19 protein-coding genes, 1 tRNA gene and 2 pseudogenes are annotated in these 22,119 nt (G+C 55.4%); 11 read left to right on the forward strand and 11 right to left on the reverse strand.

The annotated features are described in order from the left end of the window. Window positions 1-81 precede the first annotated feature (81 nt). Window positions 82-936, forward strand: a complete 855-nt coding sequence (locus RHP75_RS12275) for a LysR substrate-binding domain-containing protein (protein ID WP_311088423.1) — start codon at window positions 82-84, stop codon at window positions 934-936. Here RHP75_RS12275 and RHP75_RS12280 read toward each other — a convergent pair. After that, complete coding sequence (locus RHP75_RS12280) at window positions 926-1,681, reverse strand: sulfite exporter TauE/SafE family protein (protein WP_409079648.1); 756 nt, start codon at window positions 1,679-1,681, stop codon at window positions 926-928. The genes RHP75_RS12275 and RHP75_RS12280 overlap by 11 nt on opposite strands. Window positions 1,682-1,787: 106 nt before the next feature. Between RHP75_RS12280 and RHP75_RS12285 the strand changes: the two genes are divergently transcribed. Then, on the forward strand, window positions 1,788-2,744 hold the full coding sequence (locus tag RHP75_RS12285) for a LysR family transcriptional regulator (RefSeq protein ID WP_311088424.1): 957 nt from the start codon (window positions 1,788-1,790) through the stop codon (window positions 2,742-2,744). Window positions 2,745-2,888: 144 nt separating this feature from the next. On the opposite strand, the gene efp is transcribed toward RHP75_RS12285, so the two are convergent. From efp to RHP75_RS12315, 6 genes are all read right to left on the reverse strand, one after another. Further along, window positions 2,889-3,461: an elongation factor P gene (efp, locus tag RHP75_RS12290; RefSeq protein WP_090385560.1), complete on the reverse strand. Its 573-nt coding sequence runs from the start codon at window positions 3,459-3,461 to the stop codon at window positions 2,889-2,891. 46 nt (window positions 3,462-3,507) lie between these two features. Then, complete coding sequence (earP, locus tag RHP75_RS12295) at window positions 3,508-4,641, reverse strand: elongation factor P maturation arginine rhamnosyltransferase EarP (protein ID WP_311088425.1); 1,134 nt, start codon at window positions 4,639-4,641, stop codon at window positions 3,508-3,510. A gap of 580 nt (window positions 4,642-5,221) precedes the next feature. Next, window positions 5,222-5,956 (reverse strand): hypothetical protein, encoded by a 735-nt coding sequence (locus tag RHP75_RS12300; protein ID WP_311088426.1) that lies wholly within the window; start codon window positions 5,954-5,956, stop codon window positions 5,222-5,224. A 221-nt stretch (window positions 5,957-6,177) separates the two neighbouring features. Continuing rightward, on the reverse strand, window positions 6,178-7,164 hold the full coding sequence (locus tag RHP75_RS12305; protein ID WP_311088427.1) for an RES domain-containing protein: 987 nt from the start codon (window positions 7,162-7,164) through the stop codon (window positions 6,178-6,180). Window positions 7,165-7,205: 41 nt separating this feature from the next. Continuing rightward, on the reverse strand, window positions 7,206-8,114 hold the full coding sequence (locus RHP75_RS12310) for a sce7725 family protein (protein WP_311088428.1): 909 nt from the start codon (window positions 8,112-8,114) through the stop codon (window positions 7,206-7,208). Continuing rightward, window positions 8,075-8,980 (reverse strand): sce7726 family protein, encoded by a 906-nt coding sequence (locus tag RHP75_RS12315; RefSeq protein ID WP_311088429.1) that lies wholly within the window; start codon window positions 8,978-8,980, stop codon window positions 8,075-8,077. The genes RHP75_RS12310 and RHP75_RS12315 overlap by 40 nt, the downstream gene beginning before the upstream one ends. Window positions 8,981-10,116: 1,136 nt before the next feature. Here RHP75_RS12315 and RHP75_RS12320 point away from each other — a divergent pair. The 3 genes and pseudogenes from RHP75_RS12320 to RHP75_RS12330 all read left to right on the forward strand — a co-directional run bounded on the left by RHP75_RS12320 (window position 10,117) and on the right by RHP75_RS12330 (window position 12,776). After that, the gene (locus RHP75_RS12320; protein WP_311088430.1) at window positions 10,117-10,695 is read left to right on the forward strand and encodes a recombinase family protein; all 579 of its coding nucleotides are present in this window, start codon (window positions 10,117-10,119) and stop codon (window positions 10,693-10,695) included. A 430-nt stretch (window positions 10,696-11,125) separates the two neighbouring features. Continuing rightward, window positions 11,126-11,908: a hypothetical protein gene (locus tag RHP75_RS12325; RefSeq protein WP_311088431.1), complete on the forward strand. Its 783-nt coding sequence runs from the start codon at window positions 11,126-11,128 to the stop codon at window positions 11,906-11,908. Window positions 11,909-12,276: 368 nt separating this feature from the next. After that, window positions 12,277-12,776: pseudogene (locus tag RHP75_RS12330) on the forward strand (ribonuclease H). Between the two features lie 86 nt (window positions 12,777-12,862). On the opposite strand, the gene RHP75_RS12335 reads toward RHP75_RS12330, so the two are convergent. Together RHP75_RS12335 and RHP75_RS12340 are read right to left on the reverse strand one after the other, a co-directional pair. Then, the gene (locus RHP75_RS12335; protein WP_311088432.1) at window positions 12,863-13,471 is read right to left on the reverse strand and encodes a hypothetical protein; all 609 of its coding nucleotides are present in this window, start codon (window positions 13,469-13,471) and stop codon (window positions 12,863-12,865) included. A gap of 133 nt (window positions 13,472-13,604) precedes the next feature. Further along, complete coding sequence (locus tag RHP75_RS12340) at window positions 13,605-14,291, reverse strand: endonuclease I family protein (protein ID WP_311088433.1); 687 nt, start codon at window positions 14,289-14,291, stop codon at window positions 13,605-13,607. Window positions 14,292-14,391: 100 nt separating this feature from the next. Between RHP75_RS12340 and RHP75_RS12345 the strand changes: the two genes are divergently transcribed. Together RHP75_RS12345 and RHP75_RS12350 are read left to right on the forward strand one after the other, a co-directional pair. Beyond that, window positions 14,392-14,829 carry a S24 family peptidase gene (locus tag RHP75_RS12345; RefSeq protein ID WP_311088434.1) on the forward strand — a complete coding sequence of 146 codons (438 nt, stop codon included), beginning with the start codon at window positions 14,392-14,394 and terminating at the stop codon, window positions 14,827-14,829. Further along, window positions 14,823-16,094 carry a Y-family DNA polymerase gene (locus RHP75_RS12350; protein ID WP_311091926.1) on the forward strand — a complete coding sequence of 424 codons (1,272 nt, stop codon included), beginning with the start codon at window positions 14,823-14,825 and terminating at the stop codon, window positions 16,092-16,094. Before RHP75_RS12345 ends, RHP75_RS12350 begins: the two co-directional genes overlap by 7 nt. Window positions 16,095-16,248: 154 nt before the next feature. On the opposite strand, the gene RHP75_RS12355 is transcribed toward RHP75_RS12350, so the two are convergent. Both RHP75_RS12355 and RHP75_RS12360 read right to left on the reverse strand, forming a co-directional pair. Then, on the reverse strand, window positions 16,249-17,952 hold the full coding sequence (locus tag RHP75_RS12355) for a site-specific integrase (RefSeq protein ID WP_311088435.1): 1,704 nt from the start codon (window positions 17,950-17,952) through the stop codon (window positions 16,249-16,251). A 94-nt stretch (window positions 17,953-18,046) separates the two neighbouring features. Next, window positions 18,047-18,136 (reverse strand) — tRNA-Ser (locus RHP75_RS12360). Window positions 18,137-18,429: 293 nt separating this feature from the next. Between RHP75_RS12360 and RHP75_RS12365 the strand changes: the two genes are divergently transcribed. The 4 genes and pseudogenes from RHP75_RS12365 to RHP75_RS12375 all read left to right on the forward strand — a co-directional run bounded on the left by RHP75_RS12365 (window position 18,430) and on the right by RHP75_RS12375 (window position 22,097). Further along, complete coding sequence (locus RHP75_RS12365) at window positions 18,430-19,119, forward strand: crotonase/enoyl-CoA hydratase family protein (RefSeq protein ID WP_311088436.1); 690 nt, start codon at window positions 18,430-18,432, stop codon at window positions 19,117-19,119. A 171-nt stretch (window positions 19,120-19,290) separates the two neighbouring features. Then, window positions 19,291-20,268 (forward strand): annotated as a pseudogene (locus RHP75_RS21325) (cache domain-containing protein); the annotation flags it as partial. A 201-nt stretch (window positions 20,269-20,469) separates the two neighbouring features. Further along, window positions 20,470-21,174, forward strand: a complete 705-nt coding sequence (locus RHP75_RS21330) for a methyl-accepting chemotaxis protein (protein WP_409079739.1) — start codon at window positions 20,470-20,472, stop codon at window positions 21,172-21,174. A gap of 62 nt (window positions 21,175-21,236) precedes the next feature. After that, window positions 21,237-22,097 carry a transporter substrate-binding domain-containing protein gene (locus RHP75_RS12375; RefSeq protein ID WP_311088438.1) on the forward strand — a complete coding sequence of 287 codons (861 nt, stop codon included), beginning with the start codon at window positions 21,237-21,239 and terminating at the stop codon, window positions 22,095-22,097. The last annotated feature ends 22 nt before the right edge of the window (window positions 22,098-22,119 follow it).

Here is a 22,119-nt window from a genome sequence, read left to right on the forward strand (position 1 = left end):
TGGGGTTGGCGACAGTCTCGCGCTCGACTTATGATCAATCCAACGAATGTTACTTATGCAATGCATCTCGGAGATTGATGTATGGCCAGTTACCCGAGCATCGACAGCGAACTGCTGCGCACCTTTGTCGCGATTGCAGATCACGGGGGTTTTACACGCGCAGCGGAAATGGTCAACCGCACCCAATCAGCGGTCAGCATGCAGATGAAGCGCCTGGAAGAAGACGTGGTGCAGCGTCCACTGTTCATTCGCGACGGCCGCCAGTTCAGTCTTACGGCCGAAGGTCAGTTATTGCTCGGTTATGCCCGTCGCATTCTCAAATTGCACAGTGAGGTGATGAGCAGCATGCGTGCCCCGCATATGGTTGGCACCGTGCGCATTGGCACGCCGGACGATTATGTGATGCGCTTTATGCCAGGCATCCTGTCGCGCTTCGCTCAGGCCTATCCACTGGTGCAGGTCGAGTTGCACTGCGAACCGTCGTTCCAGCTGTTGCAGCGCCAGGACCTTGACCTGACCATCGTCACCCGCGAGCCCGGCACCGAAATTGGCCAACTGCTGCGCCAAGAACGCATTGTCTGGGCCGAAGCCCATGGCTTCAGCCCGCATGAGCAGGAGCCTTTACCACTGGCGATGTTCAATGCCCAGTGCTTCTGCCGCTCCTGGGCCTGCAACGCGCTGGACGCCATGGAGCGCGAATACCGTATCGCCTACACCAGCCCAAGCCTGTCGGCGATCATGGCGGTAGTCAGCGCAGGCCTGGCGGTTACCGCTCAACTGCAAAGCCTGATTACCCCAGATATGCGCATCATCGGCACGGCCGAGGGCCTGCCGGTGATGCCCTCCGCCAGTATCGTACTACTGCGTAACAGCCAAACTCAGTCGCAAGTCACCGAGACCCTGGCCGAACAGATCGTCGAAGGCTTCAGACTTTAAACCCCAGCAGTACTGCGCAGAGCAGCAGAAAGCCGGCAAACAACCCGCGCAACACCCGCTCAGGCAACGCATGGGCGAACTTCACTCCCCAACTGATACTCAGCAAACCGCCTAACGCCAGGGGCGCGCCCAGCAACCAGTCGACGTGATCATGTGTAGCGTAAGTTGCCAGGGTAACAGCCGTGCTTGGGGCCGCCAGCGCCAGAGAGAGCCCCTGCGCAACTACCTGACTGGTGCCAAATACCGTGGTCAACACTGGCGTCGCCAACACTGCGCCGCCCACACCGAACAATCCACCGAGCAAACCGGCGCCACTGCCTAGCAGCGTCAGCCAGGGCCAGGGATAGCGCAGGCCAACCGAGAGCATGGCCGGTTGGCTGTACAACCGAGAGAGGTTGTAGGCCGCCAGCAACACCAGAAAAACCACAAATCCCAGGCGCATGTGCTCGGCATCTACAGTGACTGCCCAGCCCGCGCCCAGCACAGCAAATATCAGGCTAGGCACCGCCAAGGCCAACGCATGGCGCCAGTCGATACGGTTGCGCTGGTGATAACGCCACAGCGCCAACAGCACATTGGGCACCACCATCACCAGCGCCGTACCCTGAGCTAACTGTTGATCCAGGCCAAACAACACGCCAAGCGCAGGAATGGCGATCAGCCCACCGCCAATCCCAAACAGACCGCCCAGAGTGCCGAGGGCCAGTCCGAGCAGAAGGTTCAGGGCAAAATCGAGCAAGGTCATCAGCGGGCTCCGAAGTGATGCCGCACAGCCTAGACATTCGTCACTAGCCGCGAAACGCACAGCAACGCAAAATGGCTATGCATAAACCGCACAGCAGGGCCTGACCATGAACCCCGATAGCCTGACTGACCAACTCAGTTTATTTCTAGACGTACTGGAGACCGGCAGCTTTTCTGCCGCTGCCCGCCGCCACCCACTGACGCCCTCGGCAGTGGCCCGGCGCATTGATGCTCTGGAACGCTCGCTCGGCAGCAGCCTGTTCAGCCGCAGCACCCATGCAGTGCGCGCCACCTCCGCAGGCCTGGCATTTGCCGAACGCGCGCGGCGCATCCTCGCCGAGCTGCACCTGGCTCGCGCCGAAGCCGTATCACTGAGCAGCGCGCCGGAAGGGCTAATCCGCATCGACGCGCCGGCACCCTTCGGTCGGCGGCATCTGGCTCCGGCGATTGCCGAGTTTCTGGCCGCCTATCCCGGGCTGGATGTGCAGTTGCGCCTGATCGACAGCTTCGTCGATCTACATGGCACCCACCTGGGTGAAGTCGACCTAGTGCTGCGCATCGGCCCTCTGGCTGACACCCGTCTGGTCGCCACCGCGCTATCGCCGATGGTTCGGGTCGTCTGCGCCAGCCCCGAATACTTGGCGCGGCGCGGCGTACCGCGCAGCCCTGATGAACTGCTGGAGCATGATGGTCTCGATTGGGACAGCTTGGCCCCGCCCTATGCCTGGCGGTTCGAGCAAGACGGCAAACTGCAACTGTGTCGCCCCAAACGCCTGCGCATGACCGCCAACAACGCCGAAGCACTGCTGTTCAGCGCCCTCGCCGGCTTGGGTATTGCCCATTTGCCAACCTGGCTGATCAGCGACTACCTGCTACGCGGCGAACTGCTGCCGCTGTTCTGCGAAAACGGCCTTCCCGCCCCCGAGCCCAGCGGCATCTACGCCCTGCGCCTGGAACGTGAAACCGACTCGCGCAGCCGCTTGTTGCTGGAGTTCCTCAAGGCCCGTTTCGGCCCGGTAGCACCCTGGGACCTGGCGCTGCAAAGTGGCCTGCAACGTAGCTAGAGGCTGAAACAGCAGGCATAAAGAATAATCGCGCATCATTTTTAGCGTCGCGAGCGACGGCCCTAAGGTAGGCCGCCATGAATGGCGGCCCACAAAAAAGCCCGACTCAAGGTCGGGCTTTTCTTCTCGCCGTTAAAGCCGGTCTTAGACCGGAGCTTTAGCGCGGGATTTGTACTCACCGGTACGAGTGTCGATTTCGATCCAGTCGTCGATGTTGCAGAAATCAGCGACTTTGATCTCAGTACCGTTGCTCAGCTTGGCTGGCTTCATCACTTTGCCGGAAGTGTCGCCACGGGCGGAACCTTCGGTGTAAGTGATCTGGCGAACGATGGTGGTCGGCAGGTCAACCGAAACCACTTTGCCTTCGAAGAATACGGCTTCGCAGACGTCGGTCATGCCATCGACGATGTACGGCATTACGCTTTCCAGATCGTCTTTGTTCAGTTCGTACTGGTTGAATTCAGCGTCCATGAACACGTAGTTCGGCTCGCTGTAGTACGAGTAGGTCACGTCAACGCGGTCCAGAATAACTGGCTCCATTTTGTCGTCGGCCTTGTATACGGTTTCAGTCGAGGAACCGCTCAGCAGGTTCTTCAGCTTCATTTTAACGATGGCGCTGTTACGACCGGACTTGGTGAATTCGGCCTTCTGGATCAGCCAAGGTTGGCCATCAATCAGGGCCACACTGTTGGGCTTCATTTCTTGTGCGGTTTTCATACGAATATCCGGGTTTGGATGGAATTACAAAATTCTTGGCCGCGTATCATAGCCAATTTAGGTAAAACTTCACCAGCGCCTCGGCAAGATCAGCCTGAGAAGCCCGCTGTAGACACCACTTCTCAGCATGTAGCCGCTGTTCTGGCCAGTGATTTAGCAGCTGAATCCAACTTTCTTTGACCGACTGACCGGTATTCCAGGCATGCCATAACTCGACCAAGGCACGCTGCCCATCCACTGATAAGCCTTCCTTATAGAGAGCCAGAAAAGCGTCGAGCTTTTCCAGATGAGCGTTGTCCGCCTGCTCATAGATATGCCAGAGCAATGGCCGCCCGGCCCATTGCGCACGGACGAAGGAATCCTCCCCACGCACCGCATTGAAGTCGCAACTCCATAGCAATCGGTCGTACTGGTCCTGCTGAATAAACGGCAGAACCTGAACATGCAGTTGGCCACGCTGCTGCACATCCCCAGCGCGCATAGCTGTGCAACCCAGCCAAGCCTGCAGATCCGCCAGAATGCGCCCTTCTGGCACCAGTAACTGGCTGGCTTGCGCGTCGACAGCCAGCACATCCAGCCAGCTGGCCAGCGCAGCGTTCTCATAGGCAAACAGGGAGATCAGTCGCGCACCCGGCACCGACGTTACGCCGATGCTGCTCAGAAATTCATCGCGGGCGCCGCTATCCGCCTGAAACGCCCGGCGCTGTTGCAGCAGCTCGCGCTCACGCAATAAGCCGCCGCTGCCTGCAGTAAAGCCGGGAAAGAAGAAGAACTTCGACAAGCCATTGGACTGCAGCGAAGGCAAACCATGGCAGCCCTCAACCCACTCCTCGGCGCTGAGGTACTCCAGATTGAGCCAGAGCACTTTCTGCTTACGCGCCGCCATTGCCGCGATATAAGCGGCCGGCAACTCACAGGCAAACGCCTCGATCACCACATCCGCAGGCTCGATAGCCTGCCACTCGGCCCGCCATAAACAGACCTCAACGCCCTGCTGGATTTGCCGCAGCGCCAGTGCATCTGCCTGCGGACACAGGCGCACAAACGCCCCCAGATCATCGACCCACAGCCGCACCGCCAAACCATGCTCGGCCACCAACTGCCGCGCCAGGCGCCAGGTCACCCCGATATCGCCGTAGTTATCAACAACGCTGCAGAAAATGTCCCAGGTTGCGCGCATGCGCTGCTCCATCAAATCCTAAACACACCATAAAGGCCGCCGAGCCAACCGCAAACGGCAGAAACGAAAAAGCCCGACACTGGGTCGGGCTTTCTCGTGAATCTATCTGGCGGTGAAGGTGGGATTCGAACCCACGAGTCTACATTCGCCGGGACTTCCCCGCTGAAACCCTTATAAATCAAGGGGTTCAAGTCTCCAATGAATTGCAGTCTGTACCAGTGTTCTGTACCAGTCAAGAGCAAGGAGGATCAATCCTACACCCAGCCACAACACACCCAATTACGATGCTGGCTGTGAATAAAGGCTTCATTATGGCAAGCCACAATAAAATGAAGCTGGTGGTGGACCACTGTCATTCAATCGGGCTCTGGGTCTTTTGAAAGACTACGAGGAGACACTACAACGTGCACTCAGCTATCTACGGGACAATGCCAGCTACCCAAGCCAGGTCGTTTGATGGACGTACTGGAGTCGAACCGCCGATACACCAGTCAAACCCTACACTCCAGCTTTCCTGGGCTATAGCTGCCAATAAGCACGCGCAATCTACGACCTTCTTGTGCGACTCATAAGACTTGGATTATCGGGCAATCTTCACCCACTCGTATTGAAGGGAGAGGTTGTCTGCTTTGTGGACTTTGAAGATGTTGCCCTTGATACCGACAACGGTGGGGCTTCCATCGAAGTCGAAGGTGAATTCACGGGAGTCGCTCATGCCAGGAGAGACCTCCTGCCAAGTGAAGTGCAGTTGGCCGCTAAAGTAGCCATCAAAGGCGATGCGCTTCAGATTCTTCACACTGAAAGGTGTCTTGGACTTCACAGGGTAAATGGCTGAGGACTGTTCGCTTGATAGTGATTTAGTCCAGATGGTGCTCATCCCGTTGTGGTTTGAGTTGTCTACGACCCACTCCTTCTTGGAGGAGTTGGTGGTGGACACTCGAACGCCTACGCAGTCACCGTCGGCAATCACGCTCCCTAGACCAGGAAACGATGCTGAAACGCTCTCGGGTTCCCCGCAGAAGTACTTCCAGTCTGGTGTGATGTGAGTCAGTGACAGCTCTCCGGCACCGATATGGGCAGGGAAAGGAATCATCATAGACCCCGGAATCATGAGGTCGGTGTCTTGCTCAATGGCAATCTTCTCGCCCTGTATAAATGCTCCTTCAACGAAGAGGTCTTCTCCGGTCCCAGTGCTTAGGGGTTTGCCTATCGGGGCTGTAAAACTTTGAAAGCTGACCGGGGCCTGCTTCGGGTGCGTTGCCGCGCAGCCTGTGAGGGTGAGAGCAATCCACAGGGTAGCTATGGGGCGAGTCATGAATCATCCTTGTGCTTGGGTATCTATATAATTTTCAACTAGATGTCAGAGATATTGCCATTCGCTGTGGACTGAATAACTTCCAGTTTAGTAGACACTTAGAGCGTTCACTTATGGACGGGAGCTTTCTCTGACCAAGGGCTGCAACTAGCCAAAAACAGAAATAAAAGCAGGGAGAACAGATCTTCCCTCTTTACTCTTGGCTTGAAAAAATCAGCATTTTAGCCCAGCTCATATTCGTGAACAGTCCTGTTAACTATATACATCTTCGGCTTCGCAGGAACTAAAGTATCGCCATCAAAGAACACGAAGTTTTTCCCATTCCCGAATGAGCTGTTGAAAACAAGGCCATCGAATTTTGCTTCACTCTTGATGAACTCACAAAGAAATTGAGTAGGAATATAATCCAAGCTCCCATTTTCCGGCCTGATAGGTTTGGATAGTTCTTCGGAGAACAGCTCAAGAAGCTCAAGGAATCCTAACGCAGCGGATAATTGTTCCTCTTCGAAAGCAGAAGCGGAACACAGTTTACGGGGAGAGGTTAAGTCTAGAACAGAGAGCTCCCGGATTGGTGTAATCTCAGACACATATACACAACTTGAGTTGCTAGGTCTTACTTCGCTAATACAGGTTTGTAACGTGTCGGCAACATAGAGGTAAGGAATCCCAAGTGGATTCGCCCTTCCACCTGTAACCCGCTCGCGTGGTGGACAGCCCATTTGGCTGGCATCCAAAGGAGCTTCAGATATTCTGGCCCTGAAGAAACTTTCTTTCTCATTAACAGGAATTTTTAACTGTTCCAGAAGTTGAAACAGGACCGCTTCTGTGCCGTCGGTAGTTGACCGGCTGAACAGAGATGAGTGAATGGTGGCCTTTGGGAAGAAACGATTTTTATGCTTAAGTTCAAGCTTGAATTCTTCCCACTGATCTGTATATGTTGCAACATTAAAGTCAAGCTGAAATCGCTGGCAAGCCGCTCCATCTCCAAATATATCATTGATTAATGAAATCGGCTGGCGGACTTGTTCGCTAAATAGCCCATAAAACTCAAGAATCTGAGAAAATGGACGTCCATTTTCATCTTCAGATAATCCATAAGTAAACAGTTCTAGCTTATCGGTCAGGATCGCCGGATCTATGCAGGATACTTGGTTTTCACCACAGTAACTGCACCGACTGATCGCTCCTTCGGAAATTATCTTAGCCACAATTACTGAATCTTGAAAGCATCTAGCGCAGCATCTAGGCATCATTCACCCCGAACGAATTCGCAGGTGGTCTCAATGTGGTGTTTCATTGAGTACTTCTTCACTTGCCCTAATCCAGGGAATGGGTTTCCACGAAGATTCAATAACTCGTTAAGCCCTCGGGTCTCAACAAAAACCCCTGGATTTTCAATTATATAGTCGGAAACCTTGTCAAGCGCAGACTTGAATTTACCGCCCGGGTTTGCAGGCGAATCATCATTAAAAGACGAGAAGTGTCGAACATACATCGCATCAAATTCATCATCATCAACATAACTAAGATGAATGGTTACCACATACGCGGGACCGCCAGCCTCACTATATTCCTCACTAAGAATCGTATAGTCGCCAAACCCTATTGCATTCTTATAAGTCCTCCACTCAGTGTGAAGGGAAGAATAAAATGACTTTTCCTTATAGTCAGCATTTCGGACCTTTTTTTCAAAAAAGTCGCCATAAAGCACAACATTATTTAAGCGAGATATTGCACCTGAGTGGGCTTTGTCTTTGTTTACAAGAACGCAGCTCGCTTCTTTTAATTGGCCTAGCAATTCTTTATCAATTCCGCCCTCAATAAAGATCGCACTATCAGACAGAGAAAGCCCAAGCTTGGCCAACAAAGATAAATCTTCAGCGCTTCTTACTTTTATGCAGGGAGTGAAATTCTCTGTGGTTTTAAAAAGCTCAAGCAACCCATCAGAGCCCTTGGCAAAATCACCTATGGTTGGATTAATTATCACCAATGGGACTATCCCCGATTCGGATAGTACTTCGACTGTCTTGATGAGGGGGGCTAGATTACCTCTCACGGGCTCAATCACAGGACGAATAACGTCAGGTTGAATATGTCCCGCCAGTTCCCTTAGAGCTATTAGCTCAAATTGTTTGCCTCGTAGAATCGGGTAGTACATATAGCATCCTTACTAAAGATTTTGTTTAAATTCTCTACAAGCCCACGCCTCTGATCGGTTCGCAGTTTGAACCCTATCCCTGCCATTAATAATGAACGAGGAAGTGAAAGCACATAGTTTTTCTCGACTTTCCTGCTCTGTTTCAACGTGGAGCAAAATGCTTCTCGAACATCTTCTGACCGCGAGCTTTTAAGTATCTTCTCACAGACGGAAAAGATTTCCGTATTGGGGTAATCAATGCTCGCACTAGAGACTTTTGACGCAATCTCCTTGTACTCGTTTACTCGCAAAGAGCGCATTAATACCGGAATATCGACCGGATCTTTAGACGTTTCTGCCTCTCGAATTACGCGAAGGCTTTTTTTAGGTGTTAGCTCGATAATTCCAATATCATCCCGGCAAAGACTTTGTACTTTATCTATGTGGACTTTACCTACAACGACATAAGTTTTATCAAAAATCTTCCGATAAAAGGATAATTGTTCTGGCAGCCTGTCTAAATTATCAAAATCTGACTTTATTTCGTAGCAGGAAGAGCTGCCATTTAGTATCACACAGTCAGCCTTGCTCCGCCCAACCCTGAACTCTGGTAAAACTGTTGCAGTGTTAACTGAGTGCCGCCCAAGCAACAGTCTTTCAGCGACAGTATTCTTATAAAAATACTCGCTTCTGTAATTTTTTGAAATTTCGGCATATGCATTATCAATAACTTCAGCCACCGTGAAACTGTCTTTAAGAGAGTCTCGGTAGAGTGCTGCAATTTCCAATAGATAGGAAAAGTCTCCAGATGCAATCTCAGCAATACGCTTGCTTGAGAAAAGCCTTGCTGCATCCCTTGTGGTTAACAATCTATTAGCCTCATACACTGTTATTGCTGCAGTCTACAACCATGTTCATCATCTCCAAGTACGCCCCGTTGTGTGTCTGTTCAAGTGGGCGAGTAGGCAAAGCTGACGAGAAAGCTAAATGCAAAGCGTGCTGCTTTTCTGATGCAGGCAGCTTTCCCAAAATTGGAATATACCAGCCGAGGCATCACGATGGGCAGGAGCGAGGCCTCTGCCAATTGCAAATTATGTTGAGGCTAGCTTGCTGAAGTGACGCCTAGCAAGGAGTACCAAGCTCCTGCTAAAGGGCACGAATTATTTTCCCTACTCTAAAACGCCCGCTCCTGGCCGATAGCCGTCACACCTGCAAGGCAGCTTCCGGCCAGCAGCAGGCAACGACACGCACCAAGGCAGCGGCCATTAGTTACTAGCGGGAAGTTAGTATCTGGCCTCCAAAGCGATGCGAATCCACCTACGGGCCTGCTGACCTAGCCAAAGCCACTGCTAGAGATGACGCTGGGCTGTTTCCTAGCAAAAAATCTGCATGACCTTTGTATATAGGGACGTCGAGCACCTTCCCCCCTTCCCCCCCCTCAGGCTCATCAGACGGCTGGCATAGACATGACACAGCTACGGCGCACCCCGCCCCGAGATTCACACACTTAGTAGAAACCACGCTCGCGTAGCGATTTGGGTATACCTCAGCGACAACGACAACAGCCGCTTGGCTTGTTTCCGTTTGCAAGGGTGCTGACCATTTTTACGACAACACGCACAGTGACAGGACCTTCACGACAACAGGGAGCTGTCACACATGTTTGTCCGCGCATGCCTAAGGGAGTGTTCGGTCAAGGCTTAAAAATGCGAAAAATCTGAGCGCCACTTAGTAAGTAACGCAGCAGCAATAATCCCCCCCGCCCCCTGGCAGTCCATCCACTAGAACCAACTTGACCGCTACCGCTTGAGGCAGACGAGCAAGGTGCTACACCTGGCTCCTGTTTCGATTGTGGTAAAGCACTCCCGGCCTGGCTCATTAAGTACACCCTGTGAGCCAGGCTGGATGGCTAGCAGCACCCACGGAAGAATGCGGCCCGCAGCATGGCTCACAACTGTTGACAACAATTGAGCCATGCAGCAGCATTGTGACCCAACACAATGAGCCACCCTGGAGCCGTCCTATGCACGCCACCCTTGCCTATACCCGCGTCAGCACCGACGGCCAGACCATCGAGGCACAGCGCCACGCCATCGCCCAGCGCTACAACATCAGCGAGGACGGCTGGTTCACCGACGAAGCCACCAGCGGCACCACCAAGGCACGGGAGCGCAAGGGCTTCGCTGCATTGTTCAGCTTCGCGAGGAAGGGAGACACCGTCATCGTCGCAGCCATCGACCGCTTGGGTCGTAACACCATCGACGTACTGGAAACAGTCGAGGCGCTGAAGGCGAAGGGCGTCACTGTCATATCCATGCGTGAGGGCTTCGACCTTTCTAACCCAACCGGCAAACTGATGCTGACCCTGCTGGCCGGCGTGGCCGAGCTGGAACGGGAGAACATCAAGGCACGGCAGATGGCAGGCATCGAGAAGGCCAAGGCGGACGGTCGCAAGCTAGGTGCACCAAAGCAGCATGACGACGCAGCCATCGCCGCCTGGAGGAAGGAAACCGGCTCCAGCATCGCCACCACTGCCGACCACTGGGGCGTCTCACTGGCCACCGTCAAACGGGCTTGCAAGGCCATGCAGGACAACGCCTAACCGCCACGGCGCGCCTATACGGCCATACCTAGTATGGCTGAGGGCGAACCAACTCAGCGATTTGCCCACAGTCTTCAGACAAACCACACCCTCAACGAAACGACCACAACACCCTGCCCGGAAACCTCCAGGCGGGGCGCTGGCGTTCACCTATCAAAACAAAGGACTTCGATCCAATGAACCACACCCACAAACTGGTGCGCCTCAACCTGCACCTACGGCCCGAACATCTTGACCGACTGACCACACTTGCTATCGCTCTAGGCAAGCGGAAGTGCCGCGACACACGCCTTGCTGAAGCCCTGGAGCTTGCCCTTATTGCGGGGCTGTCTTGGCTTGACCGCGACCTGTTAGACCTTGCAAAGCCTGACAAGGAGGAGCCCCACTGGCTCGTCCTCGGCCCAATCATACGGACGAGGTGAAGCAGGCCATGTTCTATCGCCCCAAGGAAATTGCTTCCCCTGACCAGATGCTATCCGCAGCCCAAATTGCAGCTCTATCAGCAAGGGTCGGCTCGAATGCTGACCGGGCAATCCAAACGTTACTGGCAAAGTCAGGGCAACCTGCGCCCAGAGTGAAGAAGCAGCCCGCCAAGCCTCCTAAGACTACGCGAAGAGGACGGCCAGCTAAGAGGATACTCAACCCGTTCTGCGAACTTCTTGGCCCAACCACCGCCTACGGCCGCTATCCATTCTTCACTCAGGAGATTATCGAGGGTATTGCCCGTCTCGATTGGCACGACCGGCCAATTGGCATGGGAGGCTCATCCAAACCACTATCAGTGCGCTCCCTCATGGTCATCCTAGAGACAGCTGAGGAAGTTACTGCGGATAACGTTGCCGCAATCATCGGGACTCAGACTCGGCAGGCACAGCGCTACGTCAAAGCCATCGAGCTGGCTATGCCCTTCTTGATGAAGTCTCGACCAAAGAGGTTGGTCTTCGAAATGGATCTACCAGAGGACGAATTTGTTAACGCAATCTACCGACAGAAGCTCCGCGAAACTTGTTCGGAGTTGCTGGATGACCTGCCCCCGCCATCACTGGAAGACCTCGCCAAGCTACGCCAAGACCTGGGCGAAGATGCCTTCTATCCAGACCGGGGAATTAACGCCGCATACTATAAAGAAGATGCACCTACTGGTGACCACAGAAGCCGATTGAAGCAACAACTAAGACCACCAAGGGAGGGCGTGGTTCTGGCTGTCGCGTAGCGGCAGTCTGAAGCCGTAGAGCCTGACCAAATCAAAGATATTGAGATGGAATGAATATTTAGGAGTTAGGAGCTGGAGCTCCTACTTCCACGACCACCCTCAGCAATCCTCATTAACCGTTACTGGGCTTGGTCTCTGCGGAAAGCCGACAGCCGCTGCGCGACTGCACGCCTTCCACGACCGCCCTGACCTATATCCCCATGAGATGAGTTGGTCAGTCGCCATAGCGAACCACCTATATCTATGCCGAGAATTGGTCCGCCCTAGCCCAGCGCCCATCGCTTAACCAACCCACTACCTATCACGCGCCCTCGAACCCGAGGCTGCGGGACACCCCACACCCAAAAATCACCTTTAAGGAAAACAACATGACCACGAATACCTATATCGCCTACGTCGACGGTGCTTGCATCAACAACGGCAAGATCAATGCACGAGGGGGCTGGGGAGCGTTAATCCTCAACCCCCAAGAAGCCATCTTAGAAATTGCTGGTCCATTGGAAGGCGAACGCCAGACCAACCAGCGGGCCGAGCTGACAGCCGCCATCATGGCTTTGAAGGCCACCCCTCAACCTGCTCAGTTCGACCTCTACTCCGACAGCCAGTACGTCGTGAAAGGCATCAATGAATGGATGAAGGACTGGAAGGCCCGTGGCTGGAAAACGTCGTCTAAGAAGGCCGTGGAGAACCTGGACCTATGGCTGGAGGTCGAAGCATTGCTGGCCTTCATAAAATCACCGTCACATGGGTGAAAGGCCACAGTGGTCACCCCGGAAACGACAAAGCTGATGCACTGGCGGAGAACGCCGCGATGTTCCAGAAACCCCATCGTTTGTTGACCAGCGCATCGCCGGCCGTGACCGCGTAGTTTAGTTTCCCTGGGGCCCCTGAAGGGGCTCCTTATCCCTGCACCCCTGGTTTTTTCATGCCAGGGTCACGTAGACAGCTAAGTACTTAACGCATCCGCTTTGTAGAGTGGCCATCGTAAATCTTTCCTAAGGCAGATTCCCTTTGGGATTCAAAGTGCCGAAGTTCCGTTTCAAATGCAGAAAGCTGGGCCTGAAACTCTAACGTCTTTTCGCTGAAGTCGGTCGCGACAAATCTACCTGCAATAGCCTTTAGGCTTTGGGCTGTAGCGTAGAGACGGTGCAGTCTCTCACGGACCCTGAGCGCAGCCGTTACTGACCTGTAGTTGAGCAGCGAATGGACCGGAAAATCATCCAGGGTTCTCAGGTTGCGCTCGATGCTCTCCGTCGGAAAGTTGTTTAGGAGAAACCCTATTGAATTCTCGCCTTTGAGCTCCTGCTCGATTTTCCCGAAGGGAGTCAAAGCACCCATTGCGTAGGCGCTGAACGCCCCATAAAACTTCGCAACGTCTTCTTCCTTTTGTCTCGACACCTGAGTAAGCAAATGCCGGTTCTGCCGGCTAGCAATCGCGATAGCCGCAAGAATCGCGACAACGGAGCCAACAGCCTGCGCCCAGCTAGCTATTCCGGAATGGCTATCCATCCAACTCAGAATTGGCGCAATAGCGCTGGAAATGCTGCTGTAAAACTCCGTCATGACACTCACTTGCAAACCTTACTTAATGTGGAGGAAAGCATTTTGCCACGCGTGTTCCGCAATAACGATGCTGTTGAGTTGAGCGTACCCCCTCGCACCACTGGCTGACCAAGCGTGGCCATGTGGGCACTAATTAACGGCACGCCTTCAGGTCAACAGGCCCGACATAACGGTTCCCCTGCCCCGTCACACAGGCAATCTTTTGATTCCTGGCCAACTCCCACTGCTGCACAGGGTAGGTCTTGTTCCATGCGGTATAGAGCTGCTGGTCCTGCTTGGACAGCCTAAGGGCGTACCGTTCGGCCATGTAGAAGTAGGTCCTTGCGACCATCCCACGCACAGCCTTTCGGGGCATCGCCTTACGCGCCTTGAAGTCGACCACCATAGGGCATGCGCCGTACTGGCTAGGCTGTTGCGGAAGCCAACCAAAGCCAAAGTTGCTCCTGTCTCCATTCAACTCCCCGATGCTCGGGATGAGGTTATGCAGGTCAGCTTCAGCACGACGAAACGTGAGGTCAGTCTTGGCACAGTGAGAGCGCCCGCCTTTCCGCCAGCACTGGCGCTGATGCCCGATGGTCCAGGCCGGGACAATGTGCTCCCACTCAATACGAGCGGCACGCTCCGGGTTCTTCCTAGGCACGTACCCGCAGCTATTGAGGTCAACCTTGTTGCCGCTGAATCGGCAGCCGCAGTAGAACTCAACGGGGTTCTTCGCATACAGCTTCCAGGCCACCTTCTTGGCTTCATTGAAGGTCCTGGGGGCGCTTGCATGGGCAAGACTAGTGGTCAGAAGGCATAGCAAAAGCAGGTAGCGGAGCATCAACACATCCCTGTCACGGTTGCAGATTATCGGTTGGGAGTTGCCAGCGAGAACGGCAGGCATATACTGTACATAAATACAGTACAGAGCAACCTGAACCATGTCACTAACCCTCCTTGGCCGCTTAGACCAGCTTCACAAACTTAGCCGCGAGTGCAAGGAACTGCGCATCACAGGCTTCCAAAGCCCCGCCGAAGACGAGAAGGAAAAGACCTTGTCCTTTGACCTAATCGTGGGCCTGGGAAAGCCCCAGGTGTGGGTGTTCAAAGTCGACGACGACAGCCTCCTTCGTTTTGGCCTGTTCCCCGGAGACCGCATTGCTGTCGACAGGTCGATTGACTGCAAGCCCGATTGCCTTGCCGTCGTGCACATGGACGGCGATAGCCAATACCGCCTCCGCCTCCTGACCAAGGATGACAACGGCGAGCGCTTACTGAAAGCACCTGACAAAGAGGTTGCCCCCGTGAATATGCACTCAGGCACGCAGGTAGAAGTATGGGGACAAGCAAAGTGGGTACTCAGCCAGCTTGGATGGTGAAGCGGGTTATTGCGCTAGTCGACTGCAACGCCTTCTATTGCTCCTGCGAACGTGCCACACAGCCGGCTTTGAAGTCGAAGCCAGTTGTCGTCCTGTCGAACAACGATGGCTGCATCATCGCGAGGTCAGCAGAGGCAAAGGCATTGGGTATTCCAATGGGAGCCCCCTACTTCAAGATCAAGGATGAGCTTCGCAAGCTAGGGGTCGTAGTCCGTTCGAGCAACTACCCGTTATACGCCGACCTATCAAACCGGGTAATGGAAGTCCTGGCGGATATGGTCCCGGCGATTGAGGCCTACTCCATCGATGAAGCCTGGGCTGACTTCAGCGGTCTGCAAGGGGACCCTGCCGTACTTGGTCGTCAAATCCGACAGCGCCTACTGCAATGGGTCGGCATGCCCGTCGGCGTTGGAATCAGCACAACCAAGACATTGGCAAAGCTGGCCAACTGGGCGGCTAAGAAGTGGCCCGCTACAGGCGGCGTGGTCGACCTCACATCCCCTGAACGCCAGGAAAAGCTCCTACGCATAGCCCCCGTCGAAGAAGTCTGGGGCATTGGCGGACGCCTAGCCGTGAAGCTAAGTACCATGAACATCACCACCGCATGGGAGCTGGCCCACTTCGACGCAGCTACCCTACGGAAGACATTCGGGGTCACGGTCGAGCGGACAGCACGCGAGTTACGCGGTGTGAGTTGCCTTGGATTCAGTGACGGCCCACCACCAAAGCAGGCTATCTGCAGCAGTAAGATGTTCGGCGACAAGTTGAAAGACCTGGCCCCTATACGTGAAGCGATGGCGTCCTACGTCACTAGGGCAGCAGAAAAACTCCGGTCGCAGCAGTCCCTTTGCGGGGCACTGCAGGTCAGCCTTCAGACCCAGCTCCACAGCCCCCATTTGCCGCGCTACGCCAACGCAATGACCGTGGCGCTGCCCTTCCCTACCGACGACACAAGAGACCTTCTAAGCCCAGCACTGAAGGCCCTGGAGCGCATCTACAGGCCAGGGTATGCGTACTCGAAGTGCGCAATCTTGCTGATGGACCTGAGCCAAAGGGGCGAAGTAACTCCCGACCTATTTGCACCACCGCCACGCCCTGGCAGCGACCGGCTGATGAAGGTCATCGACACAATCAACCAGCGCGAAGGTCGAGGCACAGTGCGCCTGGGGTTGATACCTGCCGCGCCCGACTGGGCCATGCGCCGGGACATGAAAAGCCAGTGCTTCACGACACGCTGGGATGAGCTGCTGACCATCAGAGGCTGAGGGCCGCTTCAACCGCCGGTAACTCGGATGCCAGGAGATGCAAGTTGCAGGTATCCTGACTGAATGCTCTAAGTTCAACTTAGTCCAACTATGGCTGGCCTCAGTCGGAGCAATCTAAGTAGGTATCTTCAGGGGGGGGCTGATACTTACTTCGCTATATGAGCGGCCTCGCCTCGCTAGCCTCCAGAAGCCCAGCCATACGGGCAATACTCGGAAACTTCTTCAGCTCCAAAGCCATTCGTCCTAAGGGGTTACGCCCATATGTGTCCCCGACGTTGCCGGAAGAGTGCCCTGTAAGCCAATCGTGGACCTCACCTGGTATCTCCGATTCACGACACAGCGTCTTAAAGGCATGGCGGAAGCCGTGCGCTGGGGATGCCCCCGAACGTAGCCCGACTACCTTGTCGAGGTACTTCGACCACATGCGCCCAAAACTGTGCCCGTACCCATTGGCTTTGTGCATAGGTAGCTTGGGGAAAGCCCGACCACCAGTCGGAACCGTCTGAAGATACTCAATAAAGCCCAGTTCTAGGAGGTCACTATGAAGCGGGACCTGACGTCGACTGCTCAGGGTCTTCAGGGACTGCCCCTCACCTTCCTGCAAGTCAAGAAACCAAACCTCACCCTCTTGCTTCACGTCAGACACTAGCAACTGCGCCAACTCCTCACGGCGGGCACCGGAGTAAGCCATGAGTAACGGTATCCAGTAGAGCGCCTGGCCAAAGTCGGCTTGTGCTGGTTTCCACTCACCACGGAACAATGGACTGGAGAAAATCTGGCGTAGTTCTTGGAGGGTGTAGCCCTTGTCTTCGCTAGCTCCCTGCTTCCGCTCCGCTTTCTTGGAGCGCTGGATAAGGCCCGACGCAACAATCGGGTTTTCGTGGATGACACCCAACACCTGATGGGCAAAGCCCAGCACAGCTGACAAGGCCCTCAGTTGCTTGTTCACGGTCGCTAACTCGGCAGTAGGCAGACCTTCGGCAGCCGCTTTTTCAATAAGTGCTGGGGCCGTCATACCACGTATTCCCTGGCCCCTCGTGGGGATCTTGAACAGGTTGGCGCGGAAGTCCCGGCAGACGATACGGTTGACTTGATCCACGGGTAGGTCGCGGTGGAGTTCGATAAAGCGAGTGACCGCCGAACCAAACTCACTAATTGTTTTCCTGGCGCTGCGAGTGTCGCCGTCGTTCAGTAGCTTGTCCTCAGACCAGTTGCTGAACACCTGCGAAAGCCGGGGAACGTCCGACGCTAGCGATGCGGCCTTATTTTCATGGGCTAGTAGCTGTGACGCCGCTTCACGTAAGGGCATATCCCGCCAATTCCCCTTATGACGGGATAGTGCTACACGGCAAAGGTCGCGCCAAGCACGGTAGAACTCTTGGGTAAGACGCTCCCAAACGGGATCTGCGCGATCCGGGAGCGGTAGCATGGCCTTAGCCAGCGCAGAGCGGATGTAGACCTCAACCGCTTTGAAGCAACTATCAGAGTCTTCAACATCCACCATGTCCGTGGCTGTTGACACCTCATCCCCCTGAAAGACCAGGAAATCTTTCGGGGCTTCTGCGTCCAACTCCCACTCAGCGATGACCTCCGCAGACCAACGGTCCGCTAGTTTGTGGACGTCAGAGTGCAGCAACACCAAACGCCCAGCCTTTTGTTCGCGTGCATTGAGGAAGGCTTGTTCACACTTAGCCGATTCATGGGCGAAGCGCGGGCGGGCCTGGACAAGCTCCTTGGTTTTCAGCGACAGCTTCCACTCCCGCTTACCGATGACACTACGAATGTCTTCGGGGACCTCACGGCGGAAGTAATAAACGCCACTGACGGGATGCTTCCAAGGTTGGGCCATGACTGTCATCTGTACCACTCCGCTGTACCAATTTGGCGGAGACTTGCAGGGCCTAAAACGAAAAAACCCCCAGAAAGGCTGCTCTCTGGGGGTTTTCTATGTCTGGCGGTGAAGGTGGGATTCGAACCCACGATACGATTTCTCGTATACACACTTTCCAGGCGTGCTCCTTCAACCGCTCGGACACTTCACCGGGTCTCAACAATCATTGCTGTCTGTCGAGGCGCGCTAATCTAGCCGAACAGTCCCGCAAAGGCAAAAGCTTTTTTCAAAAGATTCATGCGCTTATGCCAAATGCAGGGATCAATCGCGATGTTTGCCGGTCTTGCTCGAATCGCCGCAAGCTAAGTAGAAGGGCGCGCGGTAAACAAACAGGCTAACGGCAGCAAGCTGCAACGCGCACTGACCAGCCAGTCAGCCATCGTGCTTTACCTGACCGGTGCGGATGAGTAACGTCTGCTGCACTTCAGCACAAGGAACCCGACCATGAGCGATCTGATCAGCTACCAACTCGACGATGGCATTGCCACCCTGACCCTGTGTAATGGCAAGGTGAATGCCATCTCCCCGGATGTGATCACTGCTTTCAACGCCGCTCTGGATCGCGCCGTGCAGGACAAGGCCATCGTGATTATCACCGGCCAGCCGGGCATTCTTTCGGGCGGCTACGACCTCAAGGTGATGACTTCCGGCCCGCAGAACGCCATCAACCTGGTGGCGTCCGGTTCGACCCTGGCGCGCCGAATGCTCGCCCACCCCTTCCCGATCATCGTCGCCTGCCCAGGCCATGCGGTAGCCAAGGGTGCCTTTATCCTGCTCTCGTCCGACTACCGCATCGGCGTCGAAGGCCCGTTCAGTATCGGCCTCAACGAAGTACAGATCGGCATGACCATGCACCACGCTGGCATCGAACTGGCCCGTGACCGCCTGCGCAAATCGGCCTTCCACCGCTCCGTGATCAACGGTGAGATGTTCGACCCACAAGGCGCGGTGGATGCCGGTTTCCTCGACAAGGTGGTGCCGGCCGAACAACTGCACGCCACTGCCCTGGCGGTTGCCCAGCAGATGAAGAAGATCAACATGACTGCGCACAAGAACACCAAGCTGAAAGTGCGCAAGGCGCTGCTCGAGGCCCTCGACCAGGCGGTAGAGCTGGACAAGCAGCACATGGTGTAAATCCCCACAGCAACACCGCAAAGCCCGGCCCATGTGCCGGGCTTTTGCATTTAATGGCAAAACAGTGGCGAATCGGCAAGCAATCTGCCCAGGCTGTATTACTTTTAACAGGTAAGGCCAGGGAGCAGAGGCACTCACCGATCTATTCGAAATTGCCGTCGGGAGCGTGTTATGAAGATTGCCCATAAGGTTGGTCTGGCCGCGGCCATCGTTCTGTTCCTCACCACCAGCCTGCTGTCACTGGCACAAGTCAGCCAGGTTCGTGAAACCCTGCATAATCAGGTTGCAGCGAGCATCGCAGAGTCGAGTAACGCATTGGCCCGACAGATCGAGAACTGGCTCAACGCCAAGCTCAAGCTGATGGATCTGATGGCACAAAGCATCGACAGCAATTACAGCCCCGAAGAAACCCAGCGCATCGTTAACACGCCCATGCTGAAGAACGAGTTCATCCTGGTATTCGGCGCGTTGCAAAGTGATGGCAAACCGATCAAGAACACTGACGAATGGCAACCCGCGCCTGAATGGGATGGTCGCCAGCGCCCTTGGTATGACACTGGCAAAGCCGGCAGCCAGGCCGTGCTCACCGAGCCCTATGTGGACTCCACCACCGGTGAAATACTGATCTCCGCCGTGACCCGCATTACCAATGCGGGCGAATTTCTCGGTGTACTCGGCGGCGACATTCGCCTGAAAACCGTCGCCGATGCGGTCAACACCCTGGATTTCAATGGTGCCGGCTACGCCTTTCTGCTCACGCGCAACGGCAATATCATCTCCCACCCCAACACCGAGCTGAACGGCAAAAGCTACAGCGAACTGTTCGGCGGCCAGAGCCCGGCGCTGGATAAGGAGCTGCAGGAAACCAGTGGCGGTGACAAGGACCTACTGGTGTCCTTTACCCCACTGCCGAATCTCAAAGGTATGGACTGGTATATCGGCGTGGTGCTGGACAAGGGCGTCGTCATGGCCGAAGCCAATGCCTTGAGCTGGCGCGCAGTGATCGGCACCGTACTTGGGGTGATCATCAGCCTGATCGTGCTGGGCGTGCTGATGAACAGCTTGCTCAAGCCCCTCGATCACCTGCACAACTCGTTGCATGAAGTGAACAGCGGCGAAGGCGACCTGACCCGCCGCCTGCCCGCCACTGGCAACGATGAAATTGCTCTGGTCTCCAAGGAGTTCAACAGCTTCCTGCAAAGTTTGCAGAGCCTGATCAGCGAGGTGATGGGCAGCTCCAGGCAGGTGCGTGAAAGCACCACGCTGACCTCCAGCGAAGCCAACCAGGCGGCCAATCGCTTGCAGCAACAGCTGCAGGAGCTGGATCAGCTGGCCACCGCCATGCAGGAAATGGCCTCCACCGCCGAGGAAGTCGCACGCAACGCACAGGCGGCGGCGCAGGCTGCACTGGCAGCTAATCAGGAGACTGAAAATGGCGTGCGCGTGGTTTCGCGCTCCACAGAGGCGATCAAGCACCTGGCCGAGGAAATGGACGAAACCAGCCATGCGATCAACGAACTGGCCAAACTCAGCCACAACATCGAGTCGATCCTCTCGGTGATCACCAGCATTGCCGACCAGACCAACCTGCTCGCTCTCAATGCCGCCATCGAAGCCGCGCGCGCGGGTGAGTCCGGCCGAGGTTTTGCCGTGGTTGCCGATGAAGTACGCTCACTGGCTTCGCGTACCCAGCAGTCGACCCAGGAAATCCGCCAGATGATCGATCAGCTGCAATCCGGGGTGAAGCAGGCCGAATCACGCATGCAGCAAAGCCGCGATACTGCCAGCAAAACCGCAGAAGAAGCCGGTGCGGCAAACGACATGCTCGGACGCATCAGTGATGCGATCACCCGGATTAACGACATGAACCTGCAAATTGCTACCGCCGCCGAGCAGCAGAGCGCCACCACAGAGGAGATCAACCGCAACACCACCAATATCCGCGACATCAGCCATGAGGTAGCCGCCGGCGCCGAAGAACAGGTGCGCCAGTGCGCCGTAATGGTCGAACAGGTCGGCCAGCAGGACCATCTGCTCGGACGCTTCAAAGTCTGAGTTCCCATACATAGGGCTGCACCTGCGCGTGCAGCCAGCGCCAACCGATAAGGAGATTGGGCATGCGCATACTCGTAACGTGGTTACTGTGCCTGGCCATTCACAACATCGCCCAGGCGCAAACGCCCGTCAGTGTTACGGTGTTGTGTGACGCCAGTTATCCGCCCTACAGCTACGCCGAAAACGGCGAAGCCAAAGGTCTGTACAGCGACATTCTGCGTGCGGCCTTCGCGCGCATGCCGGGTTATCGCGTAAGTATCCGCCCGGTGCCCTGGCCACGCGGGCTGGCAGCGCTGGAAAAGGGTACAGCCTTTGCCCTGTTCCCGCCTTACCACCGCCCTGTGGAACGACCGTGGATGGATTATTCGCGGCCGATTCTGGAAGAAAGCGTGGTGGCCTTCGTGCGTGCCGAGTTGGCTCAACAACGTGCCATCGAAGATTTCCCAGCGGCTTATACAGGGCTACGCATTGGCCTCAACCGCGGTTTCAATATCATCGCCGCGCCGGGCTACAAAACCATGCTCGCGGCCGGTGAGGTCAAACAGAGCTACGCCACAGACAACCGCACCAATCTGCTGCAACTCAGGCGCAAGCGCATCGATGTGTATGTCAATGATCGCCTGTCGATCCTCTGGGAGCTGCAGCAGATGCGCAGCGAAGGCCTGTTTGCCAGCAGTGGCCTGGACTGGCTGGTTGAAGGGCCGACGCTGTCCAGCGAGCACGGTCATCTGGGCTATACCCGCATCAATGAACAGGCCTACCCCTACAAGCAGGACTTCAAGCAGCAACTGGATCAAGCTCTGCTAACCCTTGAGCAGGATGGCAGCATCACCCGCCTGGCCCAGCGCTACAGCTCGATTGATCTGCTACCCGCTACTGGCAAAGGCTCTAGCGAGGACGCAACAAGCGCTAACGACCTCTGATCAGCATCAATTGCCGAAAGCA

It is taken from the genome of Pseudomonas sp. SG20056 (assembly GCF_031764535.1).
Classification (GTDB): Bacteria; Pseudomonadota; Gammaproteobacteria; order Pseudomonadales; family Pseudomonadaceae; genus Aquipseudomonas.

Bases quoted from the DNA above. Each gene is read 5' to 3' on its own strand.
- earP (WP_311088425.1), bottom strand. From the start codon at position 4,641: ATGCGCGCAACCTGGGACATTTTCTGCAGCGTTGTTGATAACTACGGC.
- RHP75_RS12285 (WP_311088424.1), top strand. From the start codon at position 1,788: ATGAACCCCGATAGCCTGACTGACCAACTCAGTTTATTTCTAGACGTA.
- RHP75_RS12310 (WP_311088428.1), bottom strand. From the start codon at position 8,114: ATGTACTACCCGATTCTACGAGGCAAACAATTTGAGCTAATAGCTCTA.
- RHP75_RS12355 (WP_311088435.1), bottom strand. From the start codon at position 17,952: ATGACAGTCATGGCCCAACCTTGGAAGCATCCCGTCAGTGGCGTTTAT.
- RHP75_RS12375 (WP_311088438.1), top strand. From the start codon at position 21,237: ATGCGCATACTCGTAACGTGGTTACTGTGCCTGGCCATTCACAACATC.
- RHP75_RS12340 (WP_311088433.1), bottom strand. From the start codon at position 14,291: ATGCTCCGCTACCTGCTTTTGCTATGCCTTCTGACCACTAGTCTTGCC.
- RHP75_RS12280 (WP_409079648.1), bottom strand. From the start codon at position 1,681: ATGACCTTGCTCGATTTTGCCCTGAACCTTCTGCTCGGACTGGCCCTC.
- efp (WP_090385560.1), bottom strand. From the start codon at position 3,461: ATGAAAACCGCACAAGAAATGAAGCCCAACAGTGTGGCCCTGATTGAT.
- RHP75_RS12335 (WP_311088432.1), bottom strand. From the start codon at position 13,471: ATGACGGAGTTTTACAGCAGCATTTCCAGCGCTATTGCGCCAATTCTG.
- RHP75_RS12320 (WP_311088430.1), top strand. From the start codon at position 10,117: ATGCACGCCACCCTTGCCTATACCCGCGTCAGCACCGACGGCCAGACC.
- RHP75_RS12275 (WP_311088423.1), top strand. From the start codon at position 82: ATGGCCAGTTACCCGAGCATCGACAGCGAACTGCTGCGCACCTTTGTC.
- RHP75_RS21330 (WP_409079739.1), top strand. From the start codon at position 20,470: ATGGCCTCCACCGCCGAGGAAGTCGCACGCAACGCACAGGCGGCGGCG.
- RHP75_RS12300 (WP_311088426.1), bottom strand. From the start codon at position 5,956: ATGACTCGCCCCATAGCTACCCTGTGGATTGCTCTCACCCTCACAGGC.
- RHP75_RS12325 (WP_311088431.1), top strand. From the start codon at position 11,126: ATGTTCTATCGCCCCAAGGAAATTGCTTCCCCTGACCAGATGCTATCC.
- RHP75_RS12350 (WP_311091926.1), top strand. From the start codon at position 14,823: ATGGTGAAGCGGGTTATTGCGCTAGTCGACTGCAACGCCTTCTATTGC.
- RHP75_RS12345 (WP_311088434.1), top strand. From the start codon at position 14,392: ATGTCACTAACCCTCCTTGGCCGCTTAGACCAGCTTCACAAACTTAGC.
- RHP75_RS12365 (WP_311088436.1), top strand. From the start codon at position 18,430: ATGAGCGATCTGATCAGCTACCAACTCGACGATGGCATTGCCACCCTG.